The organism is Flavobacterium ginsengiterrae, assembly GCF_039539785.1.
Lineage (GTDB): Bacteria > Bacteroidota > Bacteroidia > Flavobacteriales > Flavobacteriaceae > Flavobacterium > Flavobacterium ginsengiterrae.
In genome coordinates this window covers 357,320-380,117 of sequence record NZ_BAABDU010000007.1, presented here as the reverse complement: position 1 = coordinate 380,117, position 22,798 = coordinate 357,320, and the positions used below count along the sequence as shown (strand labels likewise).

Sequence of the window (22,798 nt, the reverse complement as noted above, 5' to 3'; positions counted from 1 at the left end):
ATATCATGAAAAGATTTAATAGACTATTTTTAGCAGTCATTGTAAGTTCGGCATTTTTTGTGTCCTGCAGCAACGATGACGACAATAATGAAGAACCGCGCGGAGATTATGAAAATGGAATATTCGTTGCTAACGAAGGTAATTTTGAAAAAAGTAATGGAGCTATTTCTTATTTATCAGGTGATGCAAGCATTGAAAACAATGTTTTTTCTTTAGTTAATCCTGGCAAAACTACCGGAGACACTCCTATGTGCATTGGTTTTAAAGGCGATGCTGCTTACATTGTTGTAAATGGTTCAAATAAAATTGAAGTAGTTAACAGATACACTTTTAAAAGCATTACTACCATTACGGCTAATTTAAACAATCCACGATATATTGCATTTGCAAACGGAAAAGGATATGTTACTAACTGGGGAGAAGGCGGTAATCCAGATGACGATTATGTAGCGGTTTTAGACCTTACTACAAATACTATAACTTCTTCAATTTCTGTAGTTGAAGGTCCCGAAAAAATTATCGAAAATGACGGTAAACTTTATGTTGCACACAAAGGCGGCTGGAGCCAGGGAAATTCGCTGACTGTTATAAACTCTGCAACTAATGCAGTTGTTACAAATTTTGTAGTTGGAGATGTTCCTAGTGGTTTAGCAGAAGAAAATGGTACTTTATATGTATTATGTGACGGAAAACCATTTTATGCAGATGTTGAAACTGCAGGAAAAATAGTTAAAGTAAATTTAAGTACTAATACTATTTCAGCTACAATGAGTTTTACAGGTTTAACACATCCTGGATTTATAGATACAGAAGACAACAAAATTTACTATACTGTTGGAAACAGTATTTACTCATTTGCAGCGAATGCTACAGCATTACCAACAGCTCCGTTGTTTAAAGCATCTGATGTAAAAATTCTTTATGGTTTTGCTGTAGAAAACAACAAAATTTATATTGCTGATGCCATAAATAATCAAGATTCTGGTGAAATATACATCTATTCTTTAGCTGGTGCAGTTACTAAAACATTTACAGCAGGAATATCTCCAAACGGATTTTACTTTAACGATTAATTCATTTTCGAATTAGTTATTTAATTGTTTTTAAACAAAAAAGGCTTTCATTTCTGAAAGCCTTTTTTATTGTTATTAAAACCCTTTTGGAGTTTCCTCGAAATACATTTCGTTTCGTAATCCGTTGATTTTTTTAGAATCGCTTATATAAGGTAAAACCAAACCATGGTCATTTTGAACTTTCTTAGCTGTAGTTCCTGTAATTTTAGAAATTGCCATATTTAATAAAGGCTCCGATGGATCACCTAAAACACCATAACTGCTAATATATTCTAACTGAACAAAAGTAGGAACTAGTCCTTGTGTATAATCTCCAAAATCTGAAGCGTTAGAGATCTTAAATACCAAAGGCTGCATTGCATATTTATGATTTGGATTCACATTTCTTTTTGTAAACGTAGGTGAATCATAAAGTGTAACCGAACCCACATTTTTACCCGTTGTCGTTTCTCCTATCTGAACCACATTAATATATGGTTTTAATCCGTTTATAATTAATTCACTTGCAGATGCTGTGCCGGAAGTTGTTAATATATATACGGTAGATAAATTTAAACTGTTTACCGGAGTTCCGTCAATATCTTTTACAAATCGTTCATTTAAAACTTCAAGATCTTCAGTAGTCATGCCTCCCATCTGCTTGAAATTATATTGTCTTTTCGAAAATATTTTACCTTCAAACTGACCTGTAATCATACTTGCTAAACGTGTTGAAGTACGCACAGATCCTCCTCCATTATATCTTAAATCTAAAACCAAATCTGTTGCTCCTTCATTTTTAAATCCCTGAAAAGCTTCATTTAACTTGGAATCATATTCAGAATAAAATCCATTGTACATTAAATAAGCAATTTTATGACCTCCACTATTAATTACTTTGTTTATTAAAATTGGATTTTCTTCTAAAACTGTTTTAGTCAAAGCGACAGATTTTCCATTTAAAATAAAATTAGATCCGTCATAATCGGCAAAATTCAACGTATAACTATCATTTCCTAATAATAAAGACTGATAATTTGAAACTGTAAGTTTTGTTCCGTTTACGCTGGTAAACAAATCGCCTCTTTTTACAGCTTTTGTAGATGCATCTGAATTAGGAATAATATAACGAACATATCCCACAAGATCGTTTGAACCTTCTGCAACTCTCGTCAGCCTAAAATCAACACCGTTATTTTTTGTAATTCCACCTAGTTCCTGCTCTAAAACTGTATAATCTTTTACAATCCAGCTGAAACGATCTATAGCATTGCTAGGATATTTACTCACAGGTTTATTTAATAAATCCTGAAATAAATCTTCAGGATCTGAATATCCTTCTAAATAAGAGTTTAATTCTGCCTGAGAACTAAAACGATCATCTGCCAGATTTGCTACATCACCCTGCCACAAATAAAGCTCATTTAGACCTTTCCAGACAAAATCATTCACTTGCAATTGCGCAGGAGTTCTCACATCATCCTCATCTTCACAAGACTGCAGGAAGAATGTTAACAGACACAAAAACAGTATCGATTTTAAAATTGGTTTCATAAGAGTAGGTTTCGGTATTGTATTAACGTAAAAATACTACCTTTAGTTTTAAGTAATGTGCTTTTTTGAAAAAAAAATTACAATAGTGTTGTAACAAAAATAATTGTGCCTCGTCTTGACTATATAAGCTAACGAATAACCTTTTAATTTATGAACCAGAATGTGTTTATAGAATTAGTTAATCCTTTCAAAGACAAAGTGTTTCGTCTGGCAAAACGATTGCTTACCAGTACCGAAGAAGCTGAAGATGCAACTCAGGAAGTAATGGTAAAATTATGGAATAAAAAAGAGAATCTGGACGCCTATAATAATGTTGAAGCACTGGCGATGACAATGACAAAAAACTATTGTTTAGATCAGTTAAAATCTAAAAGAGCCGGAAATCTGCAGATTGTACACAATAACTTTACAGATCGTGAGCCGCAATTAGACCGGAAACTTGAAGATGCTGACAGTTTAGAATGGGTTGGAAAAATTATAAGCCAGCTGCCGGAACAGCTTCAAATATTAATTCAGCTTCGAGATGTAGAACAATATGAATTTGAAGAGATTGCTAAAATTGTAAACATGAACGAAACAGCAATCAGGGTAGCGCTTTCGAGAGCGAGAAAAAAAATAAGAGAATCAATGGTAAATGCACACAGTTATGGAATTAGATAAAATAGAAAATATATTAGAAAAATACTTTCAGGGAGAAACGACTATTGCAGAAGAAAATCAATTAAAAGAATATTTTTCTTCATCAAATGTTGCGCAGCATTTAGAGCAGTACAAACCAATTTTTGGTTATTTCTCTCAGGTAAAACAACAAAAATCAACGCAGGAAATTCCACTAAAAACTAAAAAACGAAATGTTGCGTGGTTATCGATTGCAGCTTCGGTTGTTGTTTTACTAGGAGCGGGATCTTATTTTCTGGTAAGCAAAAACAATACAGCACCGGCTGTGGCACAGACAGAATTAGGAACCTACGACGATCCGGAAGAAGCTTTAAAAGCGACGCAGAAAGCTTTGGCCTTATTGTCAAACAATGTTAATGTAGGTATTGAAAGTGTACGATACATTAACGAATATGAACAATCAAAAAACAGAATTTTTAAACAGTAATTAAAATCCAATCAAATGAAAAATTTCATCATAACACTAGTTTTCGCATTCGTTACACAAGCATTTTATGCACAAGGCGCTTTTGACAAATTTGATGGTCAGGACGACGTAACATCAGTAATTGTAAACAAAAAAATGTTCGACTTAATGAGCAAGGTTAAAGTTGATGCTTCTGACAAGGAAACACAACAGTATATCAACCTGATCAAAAAATTAGATTACTTAAAAGTCTTTACAACTAAAAACCCAAAAATTGAAGCCGACATGAAAGCTTCTGCAGATAAATACATAAAAACTGCCGGTTTAGAAGAATTAATGCGAGTAAACGACAGCGGTAAAAATGTAAAAATAATGGTAAAATCAGGAGCCAGCGACACACAAATCAAAGAGTTGCTAATGTTTGTTGATGGTGCAAAAAATGACGAAACTGTTTTATTGTCTCTTACTGGTAATTTTGATTTAAACGAAATCTCTGTATTAACAGACAAGATGCAGCTTCCTGGTGGTTCTGACTTAAAAAAAGCTTCTAAAAGCAAAAAATAATCATGAAAGTTAATGTTTTCACCACCGCTGTTATAGTATTACTGACTCTTGTGAGCTGTAATTCTGAACCTTCACTGCAAAAGTATTTTGTTGAAAATACAGATAAAAAGGATTTTATTTCCCTTGATGTTTCTTCTGATATTTTAAACTTAGAAAAAACAAAACTTTCGGCAGAGCAAAAAGAAGCTGTAAACTCATTCGATAAAATGAACATACTGGCTTTTAAAGCAACTGACAAAAACCAGACTGAGTTTGAAACAGAACGTAAAAAAGTTACTGCGATATTAAAAAATCCAAAATACCAGGAACTTATGAAAATTGGTTCCGGTAAAGATGGTGCTTCAATAAGCTATGTAGGTTCTGATGAAAACATTAAAGAATTTGTTGTTTTTGCCAATAGAAAAGAAAATGGTTTTGCAGTTGTCCGCGTTTTAGGAAACGATATGAATCCTAATAACATAATTGCACTAATGTCAGTTTTAAAAGAGTCAAAAATTGATATGGAACAATTGAAGCCATTGCAGCAACTGGTTAAATAATTAGAATTTTACTTTTAAACAAAAAAGCTCCTTTATTGGGGCTTTTTTTATTTACTATTGTTGATACCGAACCTGAACGCACTGCAGTTCTCTACGGAAAATTGGAATTAATCATATCATTTTCACCACAAAACATATCGTAGAGACGCACTGCAGTGCGTCTTATGTGCAACGAATTATTTCAGATTAGGAATCGTAAATACTAAGCGTAGACGCACTGTGGTGCCTCTCTATGGAAAATTGAAACGTATAAATTAAATTCGACTATTTTTCAATTGAATAATCTAACAATTAAGAAGATTATACTTTGTAATTTTTATTTTGATGTTAATTGAATTTAATTACATTTACAAAATGAGATTTAAAACTGCCAAAATTTTAAATATCAAAAACTAATAAACCTTATTAAACATGATACAAAAAACATCAAATGCCTTTATTGCCGCATCGTGGGTTGCCCTTGGAGCAGGAACAGTTGGATTTATAGTTGGACTTGCCAGAGCCGAAATGCTATTAAACGAAAAAGGATATTATTTTACAGTTCTAATGTTTGGACTTTTTGCTGTAGTTTCATTACAAAAAAGTGTTCGAGATAGACTAGAAAAACTTCCAGTAACCGATATTTACTACGGAATCTGCTGGTTTGGAACTTTATTATCAATCGTACTTTTAGTTGTTGGACTTTGGAATGCTACTATTTTACCAAGTGAAAAAGGCTTTTATGCGTTTGCATTTTTATTGGCTTTATTTGGTGCTATTTCCGTTCAGAAAAACACCAGAGATAATATGAATTTTAATCAAGGCGAATAATTCAAAATTGATTTAAAAATAAGAAAGCTCCAATTTTCATTGGAGCTTTTCTTTTATAATAGAATCTGAGATTATTTACTCAAATACATTTTTCTTCTAGAGTACAATTCGTAGAATTGATCGTCTTTTAAGTCATCAATAAACAAGATACTTTCTCCTGTCGATTTCATTTCTGGTCCTAACGCTTTGTTTACGTTCGGGAATTTGCTGAAAGAGAAAACTGGTTGTTTAATTGCATATCCTTTTAATTGTGGATTGAAATCAAAGTCAGTTACTTTATTGTGACCCAACATTACTTTTGTAGCGTAGTTTACATAAGGTTCTCCGTAAGCTTTTGCAATAAACGGAACCGTTCTTGAAGCTCTTGGGTTTGCCTCGATAATATAAACTGTATCGTCTTTAATCGCAAACTGAATATTGATCAAACCTACCGTTTTTAAAGCTCTTGCAATTTTATGCGTGTGATCTTTAATTTGCTGCATTACAAATTCCCCTAAGTTGAAAGGAGGCAATGTTGCGTTACTATCTCCAGAGTGAACTCCGCAAGGCTCAATGTGCTCCATAATTCCGATGATGTAAACATTTCCATCAGCGTCACAAATTGCATCAGCTTCTGCTTCGATTGCTCCAGCTAAATAGTGATCTAAAAGTAATTTGTTTCCTGGAATTGTTTTCAACAAATCGATTACGTGCTCTTCTAATTCTTTTTTGTTGATTACAATCTTCATTCCCTGACCTCCTAATACATAAGAAGGACGAATTAAAAGTGGAAAATCTAATGTATCTGCTAATTTAGAAGCTTCGTCAGCCGTTTCAGCGATTCCGAATCTTGGGAAAGGAATATGCAATTCAGTCAACAAGTCAGAGAAACGTCCTCTGTCTTCTGCTAAATCTAGTGCGTCAAAACTAGTTCCGATAATTTTAATTCCGTATTTAGAAAGTTTATCAGCCAATTTCAAAGCAGTTTGACCTCCCAACTGAACGATTACACCTTCTGGTTTTTCGTGTTGGATAATGTCATAAATATGTTCCCAGAAAACTGGTTCGAAGTATAATTTATCAGCTGTATCAAAATCTGTAGAAACCGTTTCAGGGTTACAGTTAATCATGATTGTTTCGTAACCACATTCTTTTGCCGCCAAAACTCCGTGTACACAAGAGTAATCAAACTCGATTCCCTGTCCGATTCTGTTTGGTCCAGAACCTAATACGATTACTTTCTTTTTATCTGTTACAATACTTTCGTTATCAACAAAACGTTCTCCGTTTTCTTTTTCGATTTCTGCTTCAAAAGTTGAGTAGTAATAAGGAGTCTGTGCTTTAAACTCAGCCGCACAAGTATCTACCAATTTAAATACACGGTTGATTTTTTGCTCCATACGTAAAGTGTGAACCTCACTTTCTAAGCAATTCATCATGTGCGCCAATTGTCTGTCAGCAAAACCTTTTTGTTTCGCTTCTAACAATAATTCCTTTGGAAGATCTCCCACTTTATAGTTTGAAATTTCTTTTTCTAAAGTATAAAGCTCTTCGTACTGTTTCAAGAACCACATATCGATTCTTGTAATTTCATGAATTGTGCTCAACGGAATTCCCATTGCGATTGCGTCGTAGATTACGAAAACACGATCCCAGCTTGCATAAGTCAATTTCTCGATAATCTGCTCGTAATCTTTATATCCTTTTCCGTCAGCTCCTAAACCATTTCTCTTAATTTCTAAAGATTGAGTTGCTTTGTGAAGTGCTTCCTGGAAAGAACGTCCAATTCCCATAACCTCACCTACAGATTTCATCTGAAGACCTAAAGTTCTGTCTGAACCTTCAAATTTATCGAAGTTCCAACGTGGTATTTTTACGATTACATAATCCAAAGTTGGTTCGAAAAGAGCCGAAGTAGATTTTGTAATTTGGTTTTGTAATTCATCTAAGTTATATCCTAAAGCTAATTTCGAAGCGATTTTAGCAATTGGGTAACCTGTAGCTTTTGATGCCAAAGCAGAAGAACGAGATACACGAGGGTTAATCTCGATTGCAACTATATCTTCTTTTTCGTCTGGCGAAACTGCGAATTGTACGTTACAACCTCCCGCAAAGTTTCCAATACTTCTCATCATTAAAATTGCGTAGTCACGTAATTTTTGGAAAGTCGTATCTGATAATGTCATCGCCGGTGCAACTGTTATCGAATCTCCAGTATGGATTCCCATTGGGTCCATATTTTCGATCGAACAGATAATGACAACGTTGTCATTTTTATCTCTTAAAAGCTCTAATTCGTATTCTTTCCATCCCATCAAAGCTTTGTCAATCAAAACTTCATGAATTGGAGAAGCTTCTAAACCACGAGTTAAAAGCTCATCAAAATCTTCTTTTTTGTAAACTACCGCTGCTCCGGTTCCTCCAAGGGTAAACGAAGGACGAATTACAAGCGGGAAACCAAATTCCTGAGCGATTTCTTTTCCTTCTAAGTAAGAAGTAGCTGTTTTTGCAGGTGCAGTTGGTACTTTAATTTTTTCTAAAAGCTGTTTAAACTGCTCTCTGTCTTCTGTAATATTGATTGCATTAACGTCAACCCCAATCAATCTTACTCCGAAATCCTGCCAGATTCCTTTTTCTTCAGCTTCCAAACACAAGTTTAGTGCTGTTTGTCCTCCCATTGTTGGTAAAACAGCGTCAATTTGCGGATGTTCCTTAAGAATTTCAATAATCGATTTTGTAGTTAAAGGTTTCAAATAAATATGATCCGCCATAGATGGGTCGGTCATAATAGTCGCTGGATTCGAGTTAATCAAGATAACTTCAATTCCTTCTTCACGAATAGAACGTGCAGATTGAGATCCTGCATAGTCGAATTCGCAAGCTTGGCCAATAACGATAGGTCCTGAACCTATAATTAAAACGGATTTTATTGATGTGTCTTTAGGCATTTTGTATGTATTGTGTAGTTGTTTACGATTTAAAAAAACATTTCTAGTGCGTTATAAACTAGAAAGTTGAGGGATTTTTTACCGACAAGGTATAAAAAAAGGCGATACTAAAAAAGTAATCGCCTTATGTATGTTTATACAAACATTATTTTTTGTGTCTAGGCTCGCTAGAAACAGTTAATTTATGTCTTCCTTTTGCTCTTCTACGCGCTAGAACTTTTCTTCCATTCGCAGAAGCCATTCTGTCCATAAATCCGTGCTTATTTCTTCTTTTTCTTTTCGATGGTTGAAACGTTCTTTTGCTCATTGCTTTGTATCTTTAAAAATGGTATCTATTAACTCTTTTTTGGTTTTGGATATCGTTGTTCAAAAACCGAGTGCAAATATACAAAGACTTTTTTTTCTGGCAAGCACTTTAATAAAAATATTTTTAATTCATTTTACTATATTTGCAATCACAAATTTACAATAATTATGTTTCATAAAAATATTAAGCTTATTTTGGCCGGACTTCTTGTAGTTGCTGGCATCTGGCAATTTACAGAAAGCAATATCGGAAATGGTATATTCCTTATATTATTGACTGCTATTCCAATTTTTCTTTATTTCAAAAACGAATTTATCCTTTTAGCCTTCCTTAAATTAAGAAAACAAGATTTTGAAGGTGCAAAAAAATGGTTATCATATATTAAAAATCCAGAAGGTGCATTAGTAAGAAAACAACAAGGATATTTAAATTACTTACAAGGCATCATGTTATCTCAAACAAATATTAATCAGGCTGAGAAACATTTCAAAAAAGCAATCGAACTTGGATTATCTATGGATATGGATTTGGCTGTAGCTAAATTAAACCTTGCAGGAGTTGCAATGTCACGCAGAAGAAAGCTTGAAGCAACAAATTTGCTTAACGAAGCTAAAAAATTAGACAAACAAGGAATGCTGAAAGAGCAAATCTCAATGATGAAAGAACAAATGAAGAAAATCTAACGATTTTTAAATTTTCAATTTTTAAAATCCCAAATTCCAATTTTGAAATTTGGGATTTTTTTATATCGTCTCAGAGTATCATCAGTAGCTTGTCATTTCGAGGAACGATAGCGAATAGGCGAAGCAAATCTCCGCGAGAAACTCGACAAAGATTGACGATTTACTTTACAGAGCTGCTTGCGGAGATTTGCTTCGCCTATTCGCTATCGCTCGGGTCTCCTTCGTCGAAATGACAACATTGTGGTAATTTTGGAATTTGGAATTAAAAAAAACTTGAAATTTTACTCCAAAATTATCGATGGCAGATTCTCATTCAGCCATTTGTATTTATTGAGGATCATAATATGTGTTCCTCCTTTTACCACAATACAACTGTTAATATATTTTATAGGAAAAACTTCGTCTTTGTCGCCGTGAATATGAATTACGTTTTGGTCAACTATATTTCGATCCCACAAAATAACCGATTCTACAGCCCATTGCAAATAATTAAGATCGCGAACGGCTAAAAACTTCTCATATAATTTAATGCGTTTATTTACTTTTTCTCCAAAAGAATATTTTGCCAGACTTTCGATATTTAAAATCAGTTTCATCGGAATCAGCTTGTAAGCTTTTGTTCTTTTACCAATTTTCATTCTTTTTGGAAACTCAAGATTACTTCTCACGCTGGAAATAATAATAACTTTTCGTGCCTGAATATGTTTTGCAATTTCCTGAACCAAAATCCCTCCAAACGAAACTCCAATCAAAACAGGATTTTCATGTTTGATGTTTTTTGCAATTCGAAGCGCATAATCAGACAATACTTCTTTAGGATGCGGAATTTCCCATTCTAATAAGCACATTTCAAAAACAGATTCATCTAATTTGATTCTTTCAAAAATCGTCGGGCTTGCCGCCAAACCAGGCATAAAATATACAGGAATTTTACTCATTTGCTGGAAAAGATATTATAATTGCGAATTTTAATTTCAAGATAAATGTATTTTTTTTCAATAATATGCACAGTAAATCTTACAGAATAATTACATATTAAAACAAATTAAACTACAAAAAAGCGTAAGAATAAAAACTAATCCAATTCTTACCTAAAATAATTTAATATTGAAAATCAATTAATTAACTTTGCATTCCAAATTACTGCATTTAAATATCTTTTCCAAAAGATTTTATTTGTTTATTTTTTATCGTTCTTTTTTCTAATATTTTTTATCCACCCCCAAAAACATGACAAATATGGAACCTGCCGAAACTATGGAAATCAAAGACAACACTTTTGCAAGACAATTTGAAACCGTAGTCCCTGAGGGATTATTAAGCGTAGAATACTCTTTTCAGGAAAAGAAAATCTTTTTAACCAAAATTAATACGCCGGAAAACTTTGAAAACCAGCCTGTAATTGACACTCTGCTTAAAAACATTATGGAATTAAGCACTGAGAAAAAATTTAGAGTTGTACCAATTCACCCTAAGATTGCAACGTTTTTCAAAAAAAATCCAAAGTACAAAGAATTATTGCCGCCGGGAATCAGGATTTAAAAATCTCCTATTACCCAAAGCCACAATCCGCCAATTACCATATAAATAAAAAGCATTACAAGTCCGGTTATTAAACCTTTGACCCACCAGCTTTTTAAATCGACATATCCGCTTCCGAAAAAAACGGGAGCCGGACCATGTCCGTAATGCGTTAATGTTCCGTAAATTGATCCCATAAAACCGAGCATAAAAGCCAACAGCAATCCCGGAATTCCAAGTGATATTCCAACCCCCAAAAGTGCAGCATACATAGCTGCCACGTGTGCCGTAGCACTCGCAAAAAGATAATGGCTAAAAAAGTAAACTAGTATAATAATAGGAAAAGCCATCTGCCAGCTTAATCCGCCAATTTCAGCTTTTACTACATTACTAAACCAGCCAATAAATCCCAATTCGTTAAGCGAACTGGCCATCATTACCAAAACAGAAAACCACACAATAGTATCCCACGCTCCTTTTTCGGCTTTTACATCATCCCAGGTTAAAACTGAAGTCAGCAGCAAAATAACCAAACCAATAAATGCAGTTGTTGTAGCATCAATAGAAAACAAATCACCCGTCATCCAAAGAAATAAAAGAATAAAGAAAGTTAAAAGCATCATCCATTCGTTACGGGTAATTGCCCCCATTTCTTTTAGTTTCTGAATAGCAATTTGCGGCGCATCACCTGTCTTTTTAAGTTCCGGCGGATATATTTTGTACAACACAAACGGAATTACAAAAAAAGCACACAATCCCGGAACAATTGCAGCAGCAGCCCATGACATCCAGGTTATTTTTATCCCAAGATTTAATGCAAATTTTTGACACATTGGATTACTAGCTGTTCCGGTAAGAAACATTGATGAAGCTATTAAATTCATATTATAACAATTCAGCGTTAAATAAGAACCTAATTTTCGATGTGTTTCCGGCTGATCCGGCACAGAACCAAAACTCATTGACATTGATTTCATTATAGGATAAATAATCCCTCCTCCTCTAGCAGTATTGCTTGGCACTGCCGGAGCGAGAACCAAATCTGCCAATCCTAAACCATAAGCTAATCCAAGTGAACTTTTTCCAAATATCCTTATAAACAAAAAAGCAATTCTATTTCCTAAACCTGTTTTTATAAATCCTCGCGCTATAAAAAATGAAATCCCGATAAGCCAGATTACTTTATCTCCAAAACCTTTTAAGGCAAGTGTAATTGATTTTCCAGGATCGCCCGGCGCCAAAACCTGCGTAAAAGCTGTTAATGCAATTGCAATCATACACATTGTACCCATTGGCGCCGCTTTTAGAATAATTCCTAAAATAGTAGCAACAAAAATGGCAAACAAATGCCAGGCTTCAACAACAACACCGTTTGGTGCAGGAATAAGCCAAATAGCAATTCCAACAACAAGCGTAATAATGGTTTGAGGAATTTGTACTTCTTTCATAATAAATGGATTTATATTAAACTAAAGTCGGAGCTGTAACTGAATAAGAAACAATTCATCATTATAAGTTGATGTGTCGGGAATATTTCTATCGAAACGATCAATTTCAAATCCCATTTCGATTCTTCCTGTATAGTTTTTCCCAAATTCAAGACTAATCATTGGCGTATAAGTCTGTCTTACGTTTGAATTAACTTTATAACTCGGATTAAAAGTTTCATAACGACAGGAAAGTTCCAATGCTGTTAGTTTTTTATAATTTACTACGTAACGCAGATTTGGAAGAAAATAAATCCCGCGCATTTGATAATTTGAAACCTCCCCAACTCTTTGATCTGCCGGAAGCGAGAAGTATAAATTGTGATTAGTTCCCTGCTTATACTCAATCTGTAAATCAAAAGTAAATTTATCGGTCAGTTTAAAATCGCTTGTAATATCGGCACCTATTGCAAAAACATCTTCTTTAAAAACTTTTCCAAAACCACCATTTAAACCCAAATTAATTTTATGTTCTTTTGAAAGGCCAAAAACCCAGCGTGTAGAATATTGTTTTCCGTTATCTTTATCCATTTCGACATTTTTCCCGTTTCCGTTTAAAACCGAAATAGCATAACTAATTGGAATTTTTCCAACATCAAAAGATCCGGTTGCCGAAGCACCAATTTGAAAACTTGTCCAGCCGTTTTTTCCGAATTCATAGTATTGATTAGAAAAGTCAAAAGATTTTATGATATCTACCGGAACAAGTTCCTCAATACCAAACGCGGGACGAAACTGTCCTCCCGTTAAGGCGATATATTTATTGAAAGTATATTTTCCGTAGGCATTTTCAAGAACCTTGCCTTTGGTATCTGATTTAAAATCGGCCAGATTAACCAGAATTACAACTTCTGTAGCTTCGCTGAGTTTGGTATTTAAACCCACACGCATTCTTTTTATATCAAAAGAACTCTGCGTAACATCTCCGGCAGAATGATGCATCCCTAAAACATCGACATTCTCGCCGAAACTTTCCAGATAGCGCGCCTGTAATAGCCCTTTTAATTGGTACTGCGGATATTTTGCCGTGGTATCTGGAGCTTCTTCTCCTTGATTTACGTCGCCTTGGGCTTTCATAAAAAAAGGAAGAAACAGAAGGATAAAAACAATTCTTATTAGTGGTTTGTTTACAAACGCCATAAATAAAAAATTAAATTTTTATTACCTGATTAAATCAGTTTTTGGTTCTCGAAAAAAGACAACTCCCTTGCATTCAATCAAAAAGCACGCTCTAAAGTAGGAAAAATATAGTTACAATGTAAAAAAAACCGCATTAAAATTATGTTACAAAATGATAGAAACAAAAAAAGCACAAGAATTAACTTGTGCTTTTTATTATTTATTTTGAGATTTATTTTTCGATCTCTCTCATAGAATCCATTTTTTTGTGTGCTAAGAAACCTGCCACATCTTCAAAATGTTCTTTTACTCTTTTGTTTCCGAATTCAAAAACTTTAGTCGCTAATCCGTCAAGGAAATCACGGTCGTGAGAAACTAAGATCAAAGTTCCGTCAAAATCACGAAGTGCGTCTTTAATAATATCTTTAGTTTTCATATCTAAGTGATTCGAAGGCTCATCCAGAATTAATAAGTTAACTGGCTCCAGCAATAATTTAATCATTGCCAAACGAGTTTTTTCACCTCCGGAAAGCACTTTTACCTTTTTAGTGATATCATCACCTTGGAACATAAAAGCACCCAAAATATTTTTGATTTGTGTTCTAATATCTCCAACCGCAATTCCGTCGATTGTTTCAAAAATCGTAGCATTTTCATCTAATAAAGCCGCCTGATTTTGTGCAAAATATCCAATTTGAGAATTATGTCCAATTTCAACACTTCCAGAATCAACACCGATTTCTTTCATAATCGCTTTGATCATGGTTGATTTTCCTTCACCATTTTTTCCAACAAAAGCAACTTTCTGACCTCTTTCGATTACAATATTTGCATCTTTAAAAACCACATGATCTCCGTACGATTTAGACATTTCTTTTACAATAACCGGATATTGTCCAGAACGCGCTGCAGGCGGGAATTTTAATCGTAAAGCAGAAGTATCAACTTCATCTACCTGAACAATTTCTAATTTCTCTAACATTTTAACACGAGATTGAACTGCATCTGTTTTAGAAAAAGTTCCTTTGAAACGCTCGATAAAAGCTCTGTTATCTGCAATCATTTTTTGCTGCTCGTCATACGCTTTCTGCTGGTGAATACGACGATCTTTTCTTAATTCTAAATAATGAGAATATTTCGCTTTATAATCGTAAATCCTTCCCATTGTAACTTCGATTGTACGATTTGTAATATTATCCACGAAAGCTCTATCGTGCGAAATAACCACAACTGCTTTTGCCTGATTCAATAAGAAATCCTCTAACCATTGAATACTTTCAATATCCATGTGGTTGGTTGGCTCATCCAGCAAAATTAAATCTGGTTTTCTTAAAAGAATTTTAGCCAATTCGATACGCATTCTCCATCCTCCCGAAAATTCAGAAGTTTGACGTGTAAAATCTTCTCTTTCAAAACCTAAACCAACTAAAATCTTCTCTACTTCAGCTTCGTAATTTACTTCTTCAATGGCGTAGAATTTTTCACTTAAATCAGAAACTCTTTCGATCAATTTCATATAAGCATCACTTTCATAATCTGTACGAACTGTTAACTGCTCGTTGATTTCATCAATTTCTGCCTTCATGCTAAAGATCTCACCAAAAGCTTTTGAAGCTTCTTCCATCACAGTTGCTCCATCTTCTGTAAGTAAATGTTGTGGCAGATAAGCAATTACAGCTTCTTTTGGAGCCGAAATACTTCCTGTAGAAGGTTTGTTTACTCCTGCAATAATTTTTAAAAGTGTCGATTTTCCCGCACCATTTTTACCCATAAGGGCAATTTTATCATTTTCATTAATAGCAAAAGAAACATCGCTAAAAAGTGTAGTTCCGCCAAACTGAACCGAAATATCGTTAACTGTAATCATTTGTTTTTGTTAATTTGTTTAATCGGTTAATCGTTTATCTGACTACCCATTTTTTTTGTGCTGCAAAGATAGATTAATTAGATAATTAGGCAATTTGAAAATTAGATAATTTTGAAAATGTGTTAATTAGACAATTTACTAATAAAATAATGCCTCCACTGTGTAAACGAAACTCAATTGATTTTTTAATATTTAAAAATTTTAATCTTATCTTGTAGTATAATTTTAAAAATCAGCAAAATATGAAAACGAAATTAAAACTGGCTGTTTACTTAATTGCAGGGTTACTATTTAGTTTTTCTGCAAATGCACAAAAAACTGTAATTAAAAAAGAAGACTTGCCCGCAAATGCACAAACTTTTTTAAAGACGCATTTTGGATCAAAAAAACCAAGCTATATATTAAAAGATAAAGAAATCCTTTCTACAGAATACAAAGTTAAATTTGGAAATGAAATTGAAATTGAATTTGACAAGAAAGGAAACTGGAAAGAAGTTGACGGCAAAAATGCTAAAATTCCAAAATCTATTGTTCCTAAAAAAATTGCTTCGTACATAAAAACAAATTTCCCAAAAGAAAAAGTAACCAAAATAGAAATTGAAAGTTCCGGCTACGAAACAAAACTCACAAACGGCTTAGAATTAAAATTCAACTTAAAAGAAGATTTTGTTAAAATTGATAAATAAGTGAATTAGAAAATTTCAGACACTATAAAATGTTTTGCCACAGATTAAAAGATTTCCACTGATTATTTTTAGCTCTTTACTAGAAAAAATTCTTTTTTAAATCTTATAATCTGTGACAAAAAAACAAACCCCGAAAGGCACAAGTCTTTCGGGGTTTAAAAAATTATCTAACTGACTAATTTTCCAACTATCTCGTTAAAAAAATTAGTCTTTTCTCCATTTTTTGGTTTCTTCAAAAACGTGCTCTAAGATCGCTTGTTCTGTTTCATCAAAATCTATATTTCTTCTTGATAAAACCAGGCGGGCAGTTTCAAAAGCTTTTTTGGTTACATAAGTTGTAAATCCAGCTGCGCCTCCCCAAGAAAAACTCGGAACAAAATTGCGAGGAAAACCTGAACCAAAAATGTTCGCGCTTACTCCAACAACAGTTCCGGTGTTGAACATCGTATTGATACCGCATTTACTATGATCTCCCATCATTAAACCACAAAACTGAAGCCCTGTTTTAGCAAAACCTTCTGTTTCATAACTCCATAATTTTACTTCTTCATAGTTATTTTTCAGGTTCGAATTGTTAGAATCCGCACCAATGTTACACCATTCTCCTAAAACCGAATCGCCTAAAAAGCCTTCGTGACCTTTATTTGAATTCGCAAAAAGAACTGAGTTTTTAACCTCTCCGCCAATTCTGGATCCAGGTCCAACAGTGGTTGCTCCGTAAACTTTAGCCGACATTTTCACCATAGCATTTTCGCATAAAGCAAATGGTCCGCGAATTACAGTTCCTTCCATAATTTCTGCATTCTTACCTATATATACAGGTCCGGTTGAAGCATTTAAAGTCACAAACTCTAATTTTGCTCCTTCTTCAATAAAAATATTTTCCGGAGCGATAACATTTACACTTTTTGGAATTGGCTGTGATTTTCTGTCTTCTGTCAGGAAATTAAAATCGGCACGAATAGCAGCATCATTTTTAGAAAAAATATCCCAGGTATGCTCAATTGTCAAACAATCACCTGTATACTGAATAATTTCGTACGAATCAAAATCAACTTCTTCCTGATTTTCTGCGGCAAAAAAAGCAATTACATCATCTCCTTTAAAAATAGCCTGATTAGCTTTTAAATCAGAAATCATATCCACAAGCGTATCATTTGGCAAATACGCTGCGTTTATCATTACATTTTCTTCCATTTCTACCATTGGGAATTTGGCAGAAAGATATTCCTCAGTAATTGTTGTTATTGTTGAACCTAAACGGGCTTCCCATTTTTGTCTGATGGTCATTATGCCGACTAAAATATCAGCAACAGGTCTTGTAAATGTGAAGGGTAATAATGCATTCCGGACGGGACCGTCGAAAAGAATGTAATTCATAAAATTAATTTAATGTGTTAAAATTTGATTTGGTTACCGAGACCAAAGTTACAAATATTTTATTTGTGTGTTTTCTATTATATAAATCTCAAGAGTTATTTTTAACCGCAAAGTCCGCAAAGATTTACGCCAGGTCCGCAAAGTTATTTAAGCTTTGCGCAAATCTTTGCGGACTTTGCCGTTAAATTCGACAATAAAAAAAAGCCTTCCAAATCTGGAAGGCTTTTGTATAATTTAAAACAGCTATTATTTTTTAGCGTGTTTAGCATATTTAGTTTTGAATTTATCAATACGTCCTGCAGTATCGATAAGTTTAGATTTACCAGTATAAAAAGGGTGAGATGTTCTAGAAATCTCCATTTTTACAACTGGATACTCAACTCCGTCAACTTCAATTGTTTCTTTTGTATCTGCAGTAGATTTAGTGATAAAAACGTCATCATTTGACATGTCTTTAAATGCAACTAATCTGTAATTTTCTGGGTGAATTCCTTTTTTCATCTTTCTTTTTATTTATTGTTTGGAGCATTTCTATTTTGAGGCTTTTTCATGGTTAGAAAAAGGTATAAACAAACAACGCCCTTTTTTGTTTAAAATTTTAATTAATTTTGAGTGTGCAAATTTACAATTCTTTTTTAATAAACAAACAGTTAGCTTACTTTTTTTTAGTTAATCCCGAAAAGCTTTTTTTCTCTTCGATGTATATTGGGAATTACTATATTTGTGGATTAATTTTAAAACATATATAAATATGATTAATGAAGTTATAAAAAAGAATGGTATTGCTTACGGCGTAATGATTGGAATTGCATCTTCACTGGTAACTGCAACTATCTATGCCGTTGATTTAAACTTATTTACTGCATGGTGGATGGGTTTATTAGGAATAGCAATCAGTGTTACGATCAGCATTATTTTACTTTCTAAAACTAAGAAAGAGTTAAATGGTGTTTTTCCTTTTAAAGAAGCTTTTACCACTTATTTTATAGCCGCTGTTATTGGTATTTTAATTTCTACATCATTTAACATCCTATTATTTAACGTTATTGATCCGGGTGCAAAAGACACTTTAAGTGATATAATGGTAAAATATACCGCAAATATGATGCAGAAATTTGGTGCTCCGGCTTCATCAATCAACGAAGCGATTGCTAAAATGAAAGAAACAAATCCTTATTCGACTTTTGAATTATTAAAGGGATGTGTTTTTGCTATGGTAATCAGCGCAATTTTCGGATTAATTTTCGCAGCATTTTTTAAAAGCAGAACTACTCAAGAATAAAAATTATAAATGAATCTATCTATACTTATACCGCTTCTAAACGAGGAGGAATCACTTAAAGAACTCTATGCTTGGATTATTAAAGTGATGCAGTCTAACAATTACTCTTATGAAATCATTTTTGTAGATGATGGAAGTACAGATGATTCTTGGAATATTATTGAAAGTTTTTCTAACGAAAATCCTAATGTAAAAGGAATTCGTTTTATGAAAAACTTTGGAAAATCTCAGGCCCTACACGCTGGTTTTGCAAAAGCAAAAGGTGATGTCATCATTACTATGGATGCCGACCTGCAGGACAGCCCGGATGAAATTCCTGAATTGTATGACATGATTACCAAAGAAAAATTTGATTTGGTTTCAGGATGGAAAAAGAAACGTTACGACTCTGTTGTGGCAAAAAATCTTCCTTCTAAATTATTTAACTGGGCCGCCAGAAAAACTTCGGGCGTTGAATTAAATGATTTTAACTGCGGATTAAAAGCTTACAAAAACGTAGTCGTGAAAAATGTAGAAGTTTCCGGCGAAATGCACCGCTACATTCCTGTTTTGGCTAAAAATGCCGGATTTGGGAAAATTGGCGAAAAAGTAGTTATTCACCAGGCACGTAAATATGGCGAAACCAAATTTGGAATGGATCGTTTTGTAAACGGTTTTCTGGATTTAATTACCATTTGGTTTTTATCAAGATTTGGCAAAAGACCAATGCACTTATTTGGACTTTTAGGATCTATTATGTTCATGATTGGTTTCCTTCTGGCGCTGTATTTAGGAATTGACAAATTGTTTATTCATAAAACCAGCCGACTTATTACAGAAAGACCTCATTTTTATTTATCTATTACCTCAATGATAATTGGTACTCAGTTATTTCTTGCTGGTTTCTTAGGTGAAATAATCCTTCGTACAAAAAACAATGAGGCTCGTTATAAAGTTGCACAAGAAGTTAATTTTTAAAGCACATTAATTTATCATCTTAAGAACTATATTTTTTTAATTAAGGCACAAAATTATTGCATACAGCACATTCACTCCTTAATAAAAAACTATTTTTAAATAAACATAAAACGAAATTTAAATGAATATTGCACCTAATATATTAAATGCTGTAAACGAATGGCTTACTCCTACATTTGATCAGGATACACAGGCTGCCGTAAAAGAATTAATGACCACTTCACCAAAAGATCTTGAAGAAAGTTTCTACAAAAATCTGGAATTTGGAACCGGCGGTATGCGTGGTGTTATGGGAGTTGGAAACAACAGAATTAACAAATATACGCTAGGAAAAAACACTCAGGGCTTATCTGATTATTTACACAAAGTTTTTCCTAACGAACCTTTAAAAGTAGTTATTGCTTACGACTGCCGTCATAACAGTAATACTTTAGCAAAAGTAGTTGCAGATGTTTTCTCTGCAAACGGAATTCAGGTTTATTTATTTTCAGACTTACGCCCCACTCCGGAATTATCTTTTGCTTTAAAATATTTAGGATGCCAATGCGGAATCGTTCTAACAGCTTCTCACAACCCGCCTGAATATAACGGATATAAAGTATACTGGCAGGACGGCGGACAAATCGTTCCTCCGCAGGACGGCGAAATTATTAAAGTAATCGAAAGTTTAGATTACGACAAAATCAAATTTAATGCAAACGAAAGTCTAATTCAGTATATCGATACCGAAATTGACAAAGCATTTATAAAATCATCTATCGAAAACGCAAGTTTTAATACTCCGGCAGAAGCAAAAGATAATCTTCATATTGTTTTTACTTCTTTACACGGAACTTCGATAAAATCAATTCCAGATGTTTTATCGCAGGCTGGTTATAAAAATGTACACATTGTTCCTGAACAGGCTGTTCCAGACGGAGATTTCCCAACTGTAAAATCACCAAATCCGGAAGAACCAGAGGCTTTAACAATGGCTTTGGCATTAGCAGACAAAACAAATTCTGACATTGTTGTAGGTACAGATCCTGACTGTGACCGTTTAGGTGTTGCTGTTCGCAATAACGACGGTAAAATGATTTTGCTTAACGGAAACCAAACTATGGTTTTAATGACTTCTTTCCTTTTAAAACAATGGAAAAAAGCAGGCAAAATCAACGGAAAACAATTCGTAGGTTCTACAATCGTTTCTACACCAATGATGATGGAATTAGCTACAAGCTACGGCGTAGAATGCAAAGTGGGTTTAACAGGATTTAAATGGATCGCTAAAATGATCAAAGATTTCCCTGAACTTCAATTTATTGGCGGCGGCGAAGAAAGCTTTGGTTTTATGGTAGGCGATGCTGTTAGAGATAAAGATGCTGTTGCAGCAACATTATTAATCTGCGAAGTTGCAGCTCAGGCAAAAGCAGCGGGAAGTTCTGTTTACAAAGAACTTTTACAACTTTATGTTGAAAATGGTTTCTACAAAGAATATTTAGTTTCACTAACTAAAAAAGGAATGGAAGGTTTACAAGAAATTAATCAGATGATGATTAATTTACGTCAAAACCCTTTAAAAGAAATCAACGGACAAAGAGTAATTATGGTTGAAGATTATCAATCATCTACTGCCTTGAATTTATTGACAAATGAAGAATCTTCTATGGATATTCCAAAATCGAATGTATTAATATATTACACAGAAGATGGCTCTAAAATTTGTGCTAGACCAAGTGGAACTGAACCAAAAATTAAATTCTACATCAGCGTAAATGCAGAAATTGAATCAGTTTCAGATTTCGATGAAGCCGAAAAATTCTTAGACGGAAAAATACAGAATATCATTGCTGATATGAAATTAAATTAAAAACTGTATTTCACTATATCATATTTTAAAAAAACGGATTTACATAAATGTAAATCCGTTTTTTTTATGACTAAACCGCTTGTATGCGTTTATTATTCTTAGCCGTTTCCATTCCCCACGCCGCAATAGAATGCAGTAAAGGAATAAGCGTTTTACCAAATTCCGTTAATTCATATTCTACTCTTAATGGCGGTTTACTGGTATAAACTGTTCGGGTTACCAAGCCGTCTTCTTCCATTTCTTTCAATTGCAGGCTCAATGTGCGTTCTGTAATAACCTTACATTCTTTTCTTAATTCGCTGTAACGTTTTTTTTCAATTAAATGAATTAAAATAACCGCCTTCCATTTTCCGCCAATATACTTCATTGTCAGGCTGGTACTGCAGGGATATTGTTTATCGTCTATACTATACATCTGTTACTATCATTTTTAACCGTTATTGCAAAGGTAATTCACTATACTTAGTTTTGCAACAATAAAAAGTATAGTTTAATTTAAATTTAAAAATATGAGTTTTTTAGATCTTGCAAAAGTTAGATATTCAACCAAAAAGTACGACAATACAAAACAGGTTTCAAATGAACAAATCGAAGAATTAAAACAAATTCTTCGTTTAAGTCCGTCTTCAATTAACAGCCAGCCGTGGAAATTTACATTTATTACAGATCCGACTTTAAAAAAAGAATTGGCTTCAAAATCGTATGTAAACGAACAGTCAATTAATGATGTTAATCTTTTAGTGGTATTCAGCGTAATGGAAAACATCGAACATTTTGAAAACCGAAATCTTTCTGTACTTCCAGAAGCATGGGTAAAAGGTTTTTACGAACCATTAGTAAAATCAAATGGAAATGAAGCTGTAAAAACATGGTTAGAAAATCAGGTTTATCTTTCACTTGGTTTCTTTTTAAGCGCCTGTATGAATATGGGGCTGGACGCCACCCCAATGGAAGGAATCGAGCGTCAGGCTTACAAACAAATTTTAAATCAAGACGGATATTCTCCTTTATTTGCCGTAACTGTAGGTTATGCCGATGCACCAAACGACTGGGCACATCCCACAATTTTACCAAAATCAAGATTTGAACTGAAAGAAGTTGTAGAATCTATTTAAAACTTCATTTTTCTA

General features: G+C 33.6%; 23 protein-coding genes. 13 read left to right on the top strand and 10 right to left on the bottom strand.

All coding sequences use genetic code 11. The features are described 5' to 3' along the window. Nucleotides 1–5 precede the first annotated feature (5 nt). Nucleotides 6–1,073, top strand: a complete 1,068-nt coding sequence (locus tag ABD859_RS21095) for a DUF5074 domain-containing protein (protein ID WP_345146675.1) — start codon at nucleotides 6–8, stop codon at nucleotides 1,071–1,073. A gap of 75 nt (nucleotides 1,074–1,148) precedes the next feature. Here ABD859_RS21095 and ABD859_RS21090 read toward each other — a convergent pair whose 3' ends face one another. After that, entirely contained in the window at nucleotides 1,149–2,606 is a 1,458-nt protein-coding gene (locus tag ABD859_RS21090; protein ID WP_345146674.1) for a S41 family peptidase, read from the bottom strand. 150 nt (nucleotides 2,607–2,756) lie between these two features. On the opposite strand from ABD859_RS21090, the gene ABD859_RS21085 reads away from it, so the two are divergent. The 5 genes from ABD859_RS21085 to yiaA all read left to right on the top strand — a co-directional run bounded on the left by ABD859_RS21085 (nucleotide 2,757) and on the right by yiaA (nucleotide 5,603). Continuing rightward, complete coding sequence (locus ABD859_RS21085; protein ID WP_011921612.1) at nucleotides 2,757–3,266, top strand: RNA polymerase sigma factor; 510 nt, start codon at nucleotides 2,757–2,759, stop codon at nucleotides 3,264–3,266. After that, entirely contained in the window at nucleotides 3,253–3,711 is a 459-nt protein-coding gene (locus ABD859_RS21080; protein WP_345146672.1) for a hypothetical protein, read from the top strand. Before ABD859_RS21085 ends, ABD859_RS21080 begins: the two co-directional genes overlap by 14 nt. 15 nt (nucleotides 3,712–3,726) lie before the next feature. After that, nucleotides 3,727–4,254, top strand: coding sequence for a DUF4252 domain-containing protein (locus ABD859_RS21075; RefSeq protein WP_345146671.1), 528 nt, complete (start codon nucleotides 3,727–3,729; stop codon nucleotides 4,252–4,254). 2 nt (nucleotides 4,255–4,256) lie between these two features. Beyond that, entirely contained in the window at nucleotides 4,257–4,793 is a 537-nt protein-coding gene (locus ABD859_RS21070; RefSeq protein ID WP_345146670.1) for a DUF4252 domain-containing protein, read from the top strand. A gap of 411 nt (nucleotides 4,794–5,204) precedes the next feature. Continuing rightward, nucleotides 5,205–5,603 carry an inner membrane protein YiaA gene (gene yiaA / locus ABD859_RS21065; protein WP_294960663.1) on the top strand — a complete coding sequence of 133 codons (399 nt, stop codon included), beginning with the start codon at nucleotides 5,205–5,207 and terminating at the stop codon, nucleotides 5,601–5,603. 71 nt (nucleotides 5,604–5,674) lie between these two features. On the opposite strand, the gene carB is transcribed toward yiaA, so the two are convergent. Both carB and rpmH read right to left on the bottom strand, forming a co-directional pair. Further along, nucleotides 5,675–8,530 (bottom strand): carbamoyl-phosphate synthase large subunit, encoded by a 2,856-nt coding sequence (gene carB / locus ABD859_RS21060; RefSeq protein WP_345146668.1) that lies wholly within the window; start codon nucleotides 8,528–8,530, stop codon nucleotides 5,675–5,677. 145 nt (nucleotides 8,531–8,675) lie between these two features. After that, nucleotides 8,676–8,837 carry a 50S ribosomal protein L34 gene (gene rpmH, locus ABD859_RS21055; protein WP_008464848.1) on the bottom strand — a complete coding sequence of 54 codons (162 nt, stop codon included), beginning with the start codon at nucleotides 8,835–8,837 and terminating at the stop codon, nucleotides 8,676–8,678. 167 nt (nucleotides 8,838–9,004) lie between these two features. On the opposite strand from rpmH, the gene ABD859_RS21050 reads away from it, so the two are divergent. Then, nucleotides 9,005–9,520 carry a hypothetical protein gene (locus ABD859_RS21050; protein WP_057117767.1) on the top strand — a complete coding sequence of 172 codons (516 nt, stop codon included), beginning with the start codon at nucleotides 9,005–9,007 and terminating at the stop codon, nucleotides 9,518–9,520. Nucleotides 9,521–9,801: 281 nt separating this feature from the next. Here the strand turns inward: ABD859_RS21050 and ABD859_RS21045 are convergent, their stop codons facing one another. Beyond that, complete coding sequence (locus tag ABD859_RS21045) at nucleotides 9,802–10,458, bottom strand: alpha/beta hydrolase (RefSeq protein WP_345146667.1); 657 nt, start codon at nucleotides 10,456–10,458, stop codon at nucleotides 9,802–9,804. 292 nt (nucleotides 10,459–10,750) lie between these two features. Here ABD859_RS21045 and ABD859_RS21040 point away from each other — a divergent pair, with 292 nt between their 5' ends. Then, entirely contained in the window at nucleotides 10,751–11,062 is a 312-nt protein-coding gene (locus tag ABD859_RS21040; protein ID WP_345146666.1) for a GNAT family N-acetyltransferase, read from the top strand. On the opposite strand, the gene ABD859_RS21035 is transcribed toward ABD859_RS21040, so the two are convergent. The 3 genes from ABD859_RS21035 to abc-f form a co-directional block, all read right to left on the bottom strand. After that, complete coding sequence (locus ABD859_RS21035; protein WP_345146665.1) at nucleotides 11,059–12,489, bottom strand: anion permease; 1,431 nt, start codon at nucleotides 12,487–12,489, stop codon at nucleotides 11,059–11,061. The two genes, ABD859_RS21040 and ABD859_RS21035, sit on opposite strands and share 4 nt — an antisense overlap. Nucleotides 12,490–12,510: 21 nt before the next feature. Next, on the bottom strand, nucleotides 12,511–13,668 hold the full coding sequence (locus ABD859_RS21030) for a porin (protein ID WP_345146664.1): 1,158 nt from the start codon (nucleotides 13,666–13,668) through the stop codon (nucleotides 12,511–12,513). A gap of 211 nt (nucleotides 13,669–13,879) precedes the next feature. Continuing rightward, nucleotides 13,880–15,514, bottom strand: coding sequence for a ribosomal protection-like ABC-F family protein (gene abc-f / locus ABD859_RS21025; protein WP_345146663.1), 1,635 nt, complete (start codon nucleotides 15,512–15,514; stop codon nucleotides 13,880–13,882). A 242-nt stretch (nucleotides 15,515–15,756) separates the two neighbouring features. Between abc-f and ABD859_RS21020 the strand changes: the two genes are divergently transcribed. Beyond that, entirely contained in the window at nucleotides 15,757–16,200 is a 444-nt protein-coding gene (locus ABD859_RS21020; RefSeq protein ID WP_345146662.1) for a PepSY-like domain-containing protein, read from the top strand. A 204-nt stretch (nucleotides 16,201–16,404) separates the two neighbouring features. Here the strand turns inward: ABD859_RS21020 and ABD859_RS21015 are convergent, their stop codons facing one another. Together ABD859_RS21015 and ABD859_RS21010 are read right to left on the bottom strand one after the other, a co-directional pair. After that, the gene (locus ABD859_RS21015) at nucleotides 16,405–17,580 is read right to left on the bottom strand and encodes a GlmU family protein (protein ID WP_345146661.1); all 1,176 of its coding nucleotides are present in this window, start codon (nucleotides 17,578–17,580) and stop codon (nucleotides 16,405–16,407) included. A 246-nt stretch (nucleotides 17,581–17,826) separates the two neighbouring features. Further along, nucleotides 17,827–18,081, bottom strand: coding sequence for a type B 50S ribosomal protein L31 (locus ABD859_RS21010; protein ID WP_011921626.1), 255 nt, complete (start codon nucleotides 18,079–18,081; stop codon nucleotides 17,827–17,829). 250 nt (nucleotides 18,082–18,331) lie between these two features. Between ABD859_RS21010 and ABD859_RS21005 the strand changes: the two genes are divergently transcribed. From ABD859_RS21005 to ABD859_RS20995, 3 genes are all read left to right on the top strand, one after another. Next, complete coding sequence (locus ABD859_RS21005) at nucleotides 18,332–18,862, top strand: DUF4199 domain-containing protein (protein WP_345146660.1); 531 nt, start codon at nucleotides 18,332–18,334, stop codon at nucleotides 18,860–18,862. Nucleotides 18,863–18,871: 9 nt separating this feature from the next. Continuing rightward, nucleotides 18,872–19,819, top strand: coding sequence for a glycosyltransferase family 2 protein (locus ABD859_RS21000; protein WP_345146658.1), 948 nt, complete (start codon nucleotides 18,872–18,874; stop codon nucleotides 19,817–19,819). Nucleotides 19,820–19,940: 121 nt separating this feature from the next. Continuing rightward, nucleotides 19,941–21,668 (top strand): phospho-sugar mutase, encoded by a 1,728-nt coding sequence (locus ABD859_RS20995; protein ID WP_345146657.1) that lies wholly within the window; start codon nucleotides 19,941–19,943, stop codon nucleotides 21,666–21,668. 70 nt (nucleotides 21,669–21,738) lie between these two features. Here ABD859_RS20995 and ABD859_RS20990 read toward each other — a convergent pair whose 3' ends face one another. Beyond that, on the bottom strand, nucleotides 21,739–22,083 hold the full coding sequence (locus tag ABD859_RS20990; RefSeq protein ID WP_345146656.1) for a winged helix-turn-helix transcriptional regulator: 345 nt from the start codon (nucleotides 22,081–22,083) through the stop codon (nucleotides 21,739–21,741). Nucleotides 22,084–22,177: 94 nt separating this feature from the next. Between ABD859_RS20990 and ABD859_RS20985 the strand changes: the two genes are divergently transcribed. Continuing rightward, nucleotides 22,178–22,783 carry an NAD(P)H-dependent oxidoreductase gene (locus ABD859_RS20985; RefSeq protein ID WP_345146655.1) on the top strand — a complete coding sequence of 202 codons (606 nt, stop codon included), beginning with the start codon at nucleotides 22,178–22,180 and terminating at the stop codon, nucleotides 22,781–22,783. Nucleotides 22,784–22,798: the final 15 nt, after the last annotated feature.

What these genes read in the sequence shown, in the direction of transcription:
- ABD859_RS21095 (WP_345146675.1), top strand. Translation starts at nt 6, where the DNA reads ATGAAAAGATTTAATAGACTATTTTTAGCAGTCATTGTAAGTTCGGCA.
- ABD859_RS21090 (WP_345146674.1), bottom strand. Translation starts at nt 2,606, where the DNA reads ATGAAACCAATTTTAAAATCGATACTGTTTTTGTGTCTGTTAACATTC.
- ABD859_RS21085 (WP_011921612.1), top strand. Translation starts at nt 2,757, where the DNA reads ATGAACCAGAATGTGTTTATAGAATTAGTTAATCCTTTCAAAGACAAA.
- ABD859_RS21080 (WP_345146672.1), top strand. Translation starts at nt 3,253, where the DNA reads ATGGAATTAGATAAAATAGAAAATATATTAGAAAAATACTTTCAGGGA.
- ABD859_RS21075 (WP_345146671.1), top strand. Translation starts at nt 3,727, where the DNA reads ATGAAAAATTTCATCATAACACTAGTTTTCGCATTCGTTACACAAGCA.
- ABD859_RS21070 (WP_345146670.1), top strand. Translation starts at nt 4,257, where the DNA reads ATGAAAGTTAATGTTTTCACCACCGCTGTTATAGTATTACTGACTCTT.
- yiaA (WP_294960663.1), top strand. Translation starts at nt 5,205, where the DNA reads ATGATACAAAAAACATCAAATGCCTTTATTGCCGCATCGTGGGTTGCC.
- carB (WP_345146668.1), bottom strand. Translation starts at nt 8,530, where the DNA reads ATGCCTAAAGACACATCAATAAAATCCGTTTTAATTATAGGTTCAGGA.
- rpmH (WP_008464848.1), bottom strand. Translation starts at nt 8,837, where the DNA reads ATGAGCAAAAGAACGTTTCAACCATCGAAAAGAAAAAGAAGAAATAAG.
- ABD859_RS21050 (WP_057117767.1), top strand. Translation starts at nt 9,005, where the DNA reads ATGTTTCATAAAAATATTAAGCTTATTTTGGCCGGACTTCTTGTAGTT.
- ABD859_RS21045 (WP_345146667.1), bottom strand. Translation starts at nt 10,458, where the DNA reads ATGAGTAAAATTCCTGTATATTTTATGCCTGGTTTGGCGGCAAGCCCG.
- ABD859_RS21040 (WP_345146666.1), top strand. Translation starts at nt 10,751, where the DNA reads ATGACAAATATGGAACCTGCCGAAACTATGGAAATCAAAGACAACACT.
- ABD859_RS21035 (WP_345146665.1), bottom strand. Translation starts at nt 12,489, where the DNA reads ATGAAAGAAGTACAAATTCCTCAAACCATTATTACGCTTGTTGTTGGA.
- ABD859_RS21030 (WP_345146664.1), bottom strand. Translation starts at nt 13,668, where the DNA reads ATGGCGTTTGTAAACAAACCACTAATAAGAATTGTTTTTATCCTTCTG.
- abc-f (WP_345146663.1), bottom strand. Translation starts at nt 15,514, where the DNA reads ATGATTACAGTTAACGATATTTCGGTTCAGTTTGGCGGAACTACACTT.
- ABD859_RS21020 (WP_345146662.1), top strand. Translation starts at nt 15,757, where the DNA reads ATGAAAACGAAATTAAAACTGGCTGTTTACTTAATTGCAGGGTTACTA.
- ABD859_RS21015 (WP_345146661.1), bottom strand. Translation starts at nt 17,580, where the DNA reads ATGAATTACATTCTTTTCGACGGTCCCGTCCGGAATGCATTATTACCC.
- ABD859_RS21010 (WP_011921626.1), bottom strand. Translation starts at nt 18,081, where the DNA reads ATGAAAAAAGGAATTCACCCAGAAAATTACAGATTAGTTGCATTTAAA.
- ABD859_RS21005 (WP_345146660.1), top strand. Translation starts at nt 18,332, where the DNA reads ATGATTAATGAAGTTATAAAAAAGAATGGTATTGCTTACGGCGTAATG.
- ABD859_RS21000 (WP_345146658.1), top strand. Translation starts at nt 18,872, where the DNA reads ATGAATCTATCTATACTTATACCGCTTCTAAACGAGGAGGAATCACTT.
- ABD859_RS20995 (WP_345146657.1), top strand. Translation starts at nt 19,941, where the DNA reads ATGAATATTGCACCTAATATATTAAATGCTGTAAACGAATGGCTTACT.
- ABD859_RS20990 (WP_345146656.1), bottom strand. Translation starts at nt 22,083, where the DNA reads ATGTATAGTATAGACGATAAACAATATCCCTGCAGTACCAGCCTGACA.
- ABD859_RS20985 (WP_345146655.1), top strand. Translation starts at nt 22,178, where the DNA reads ATGAGTTTTTTAGATCTTGCAAAAGTTAGATATTCAACCAAAAAGTAC.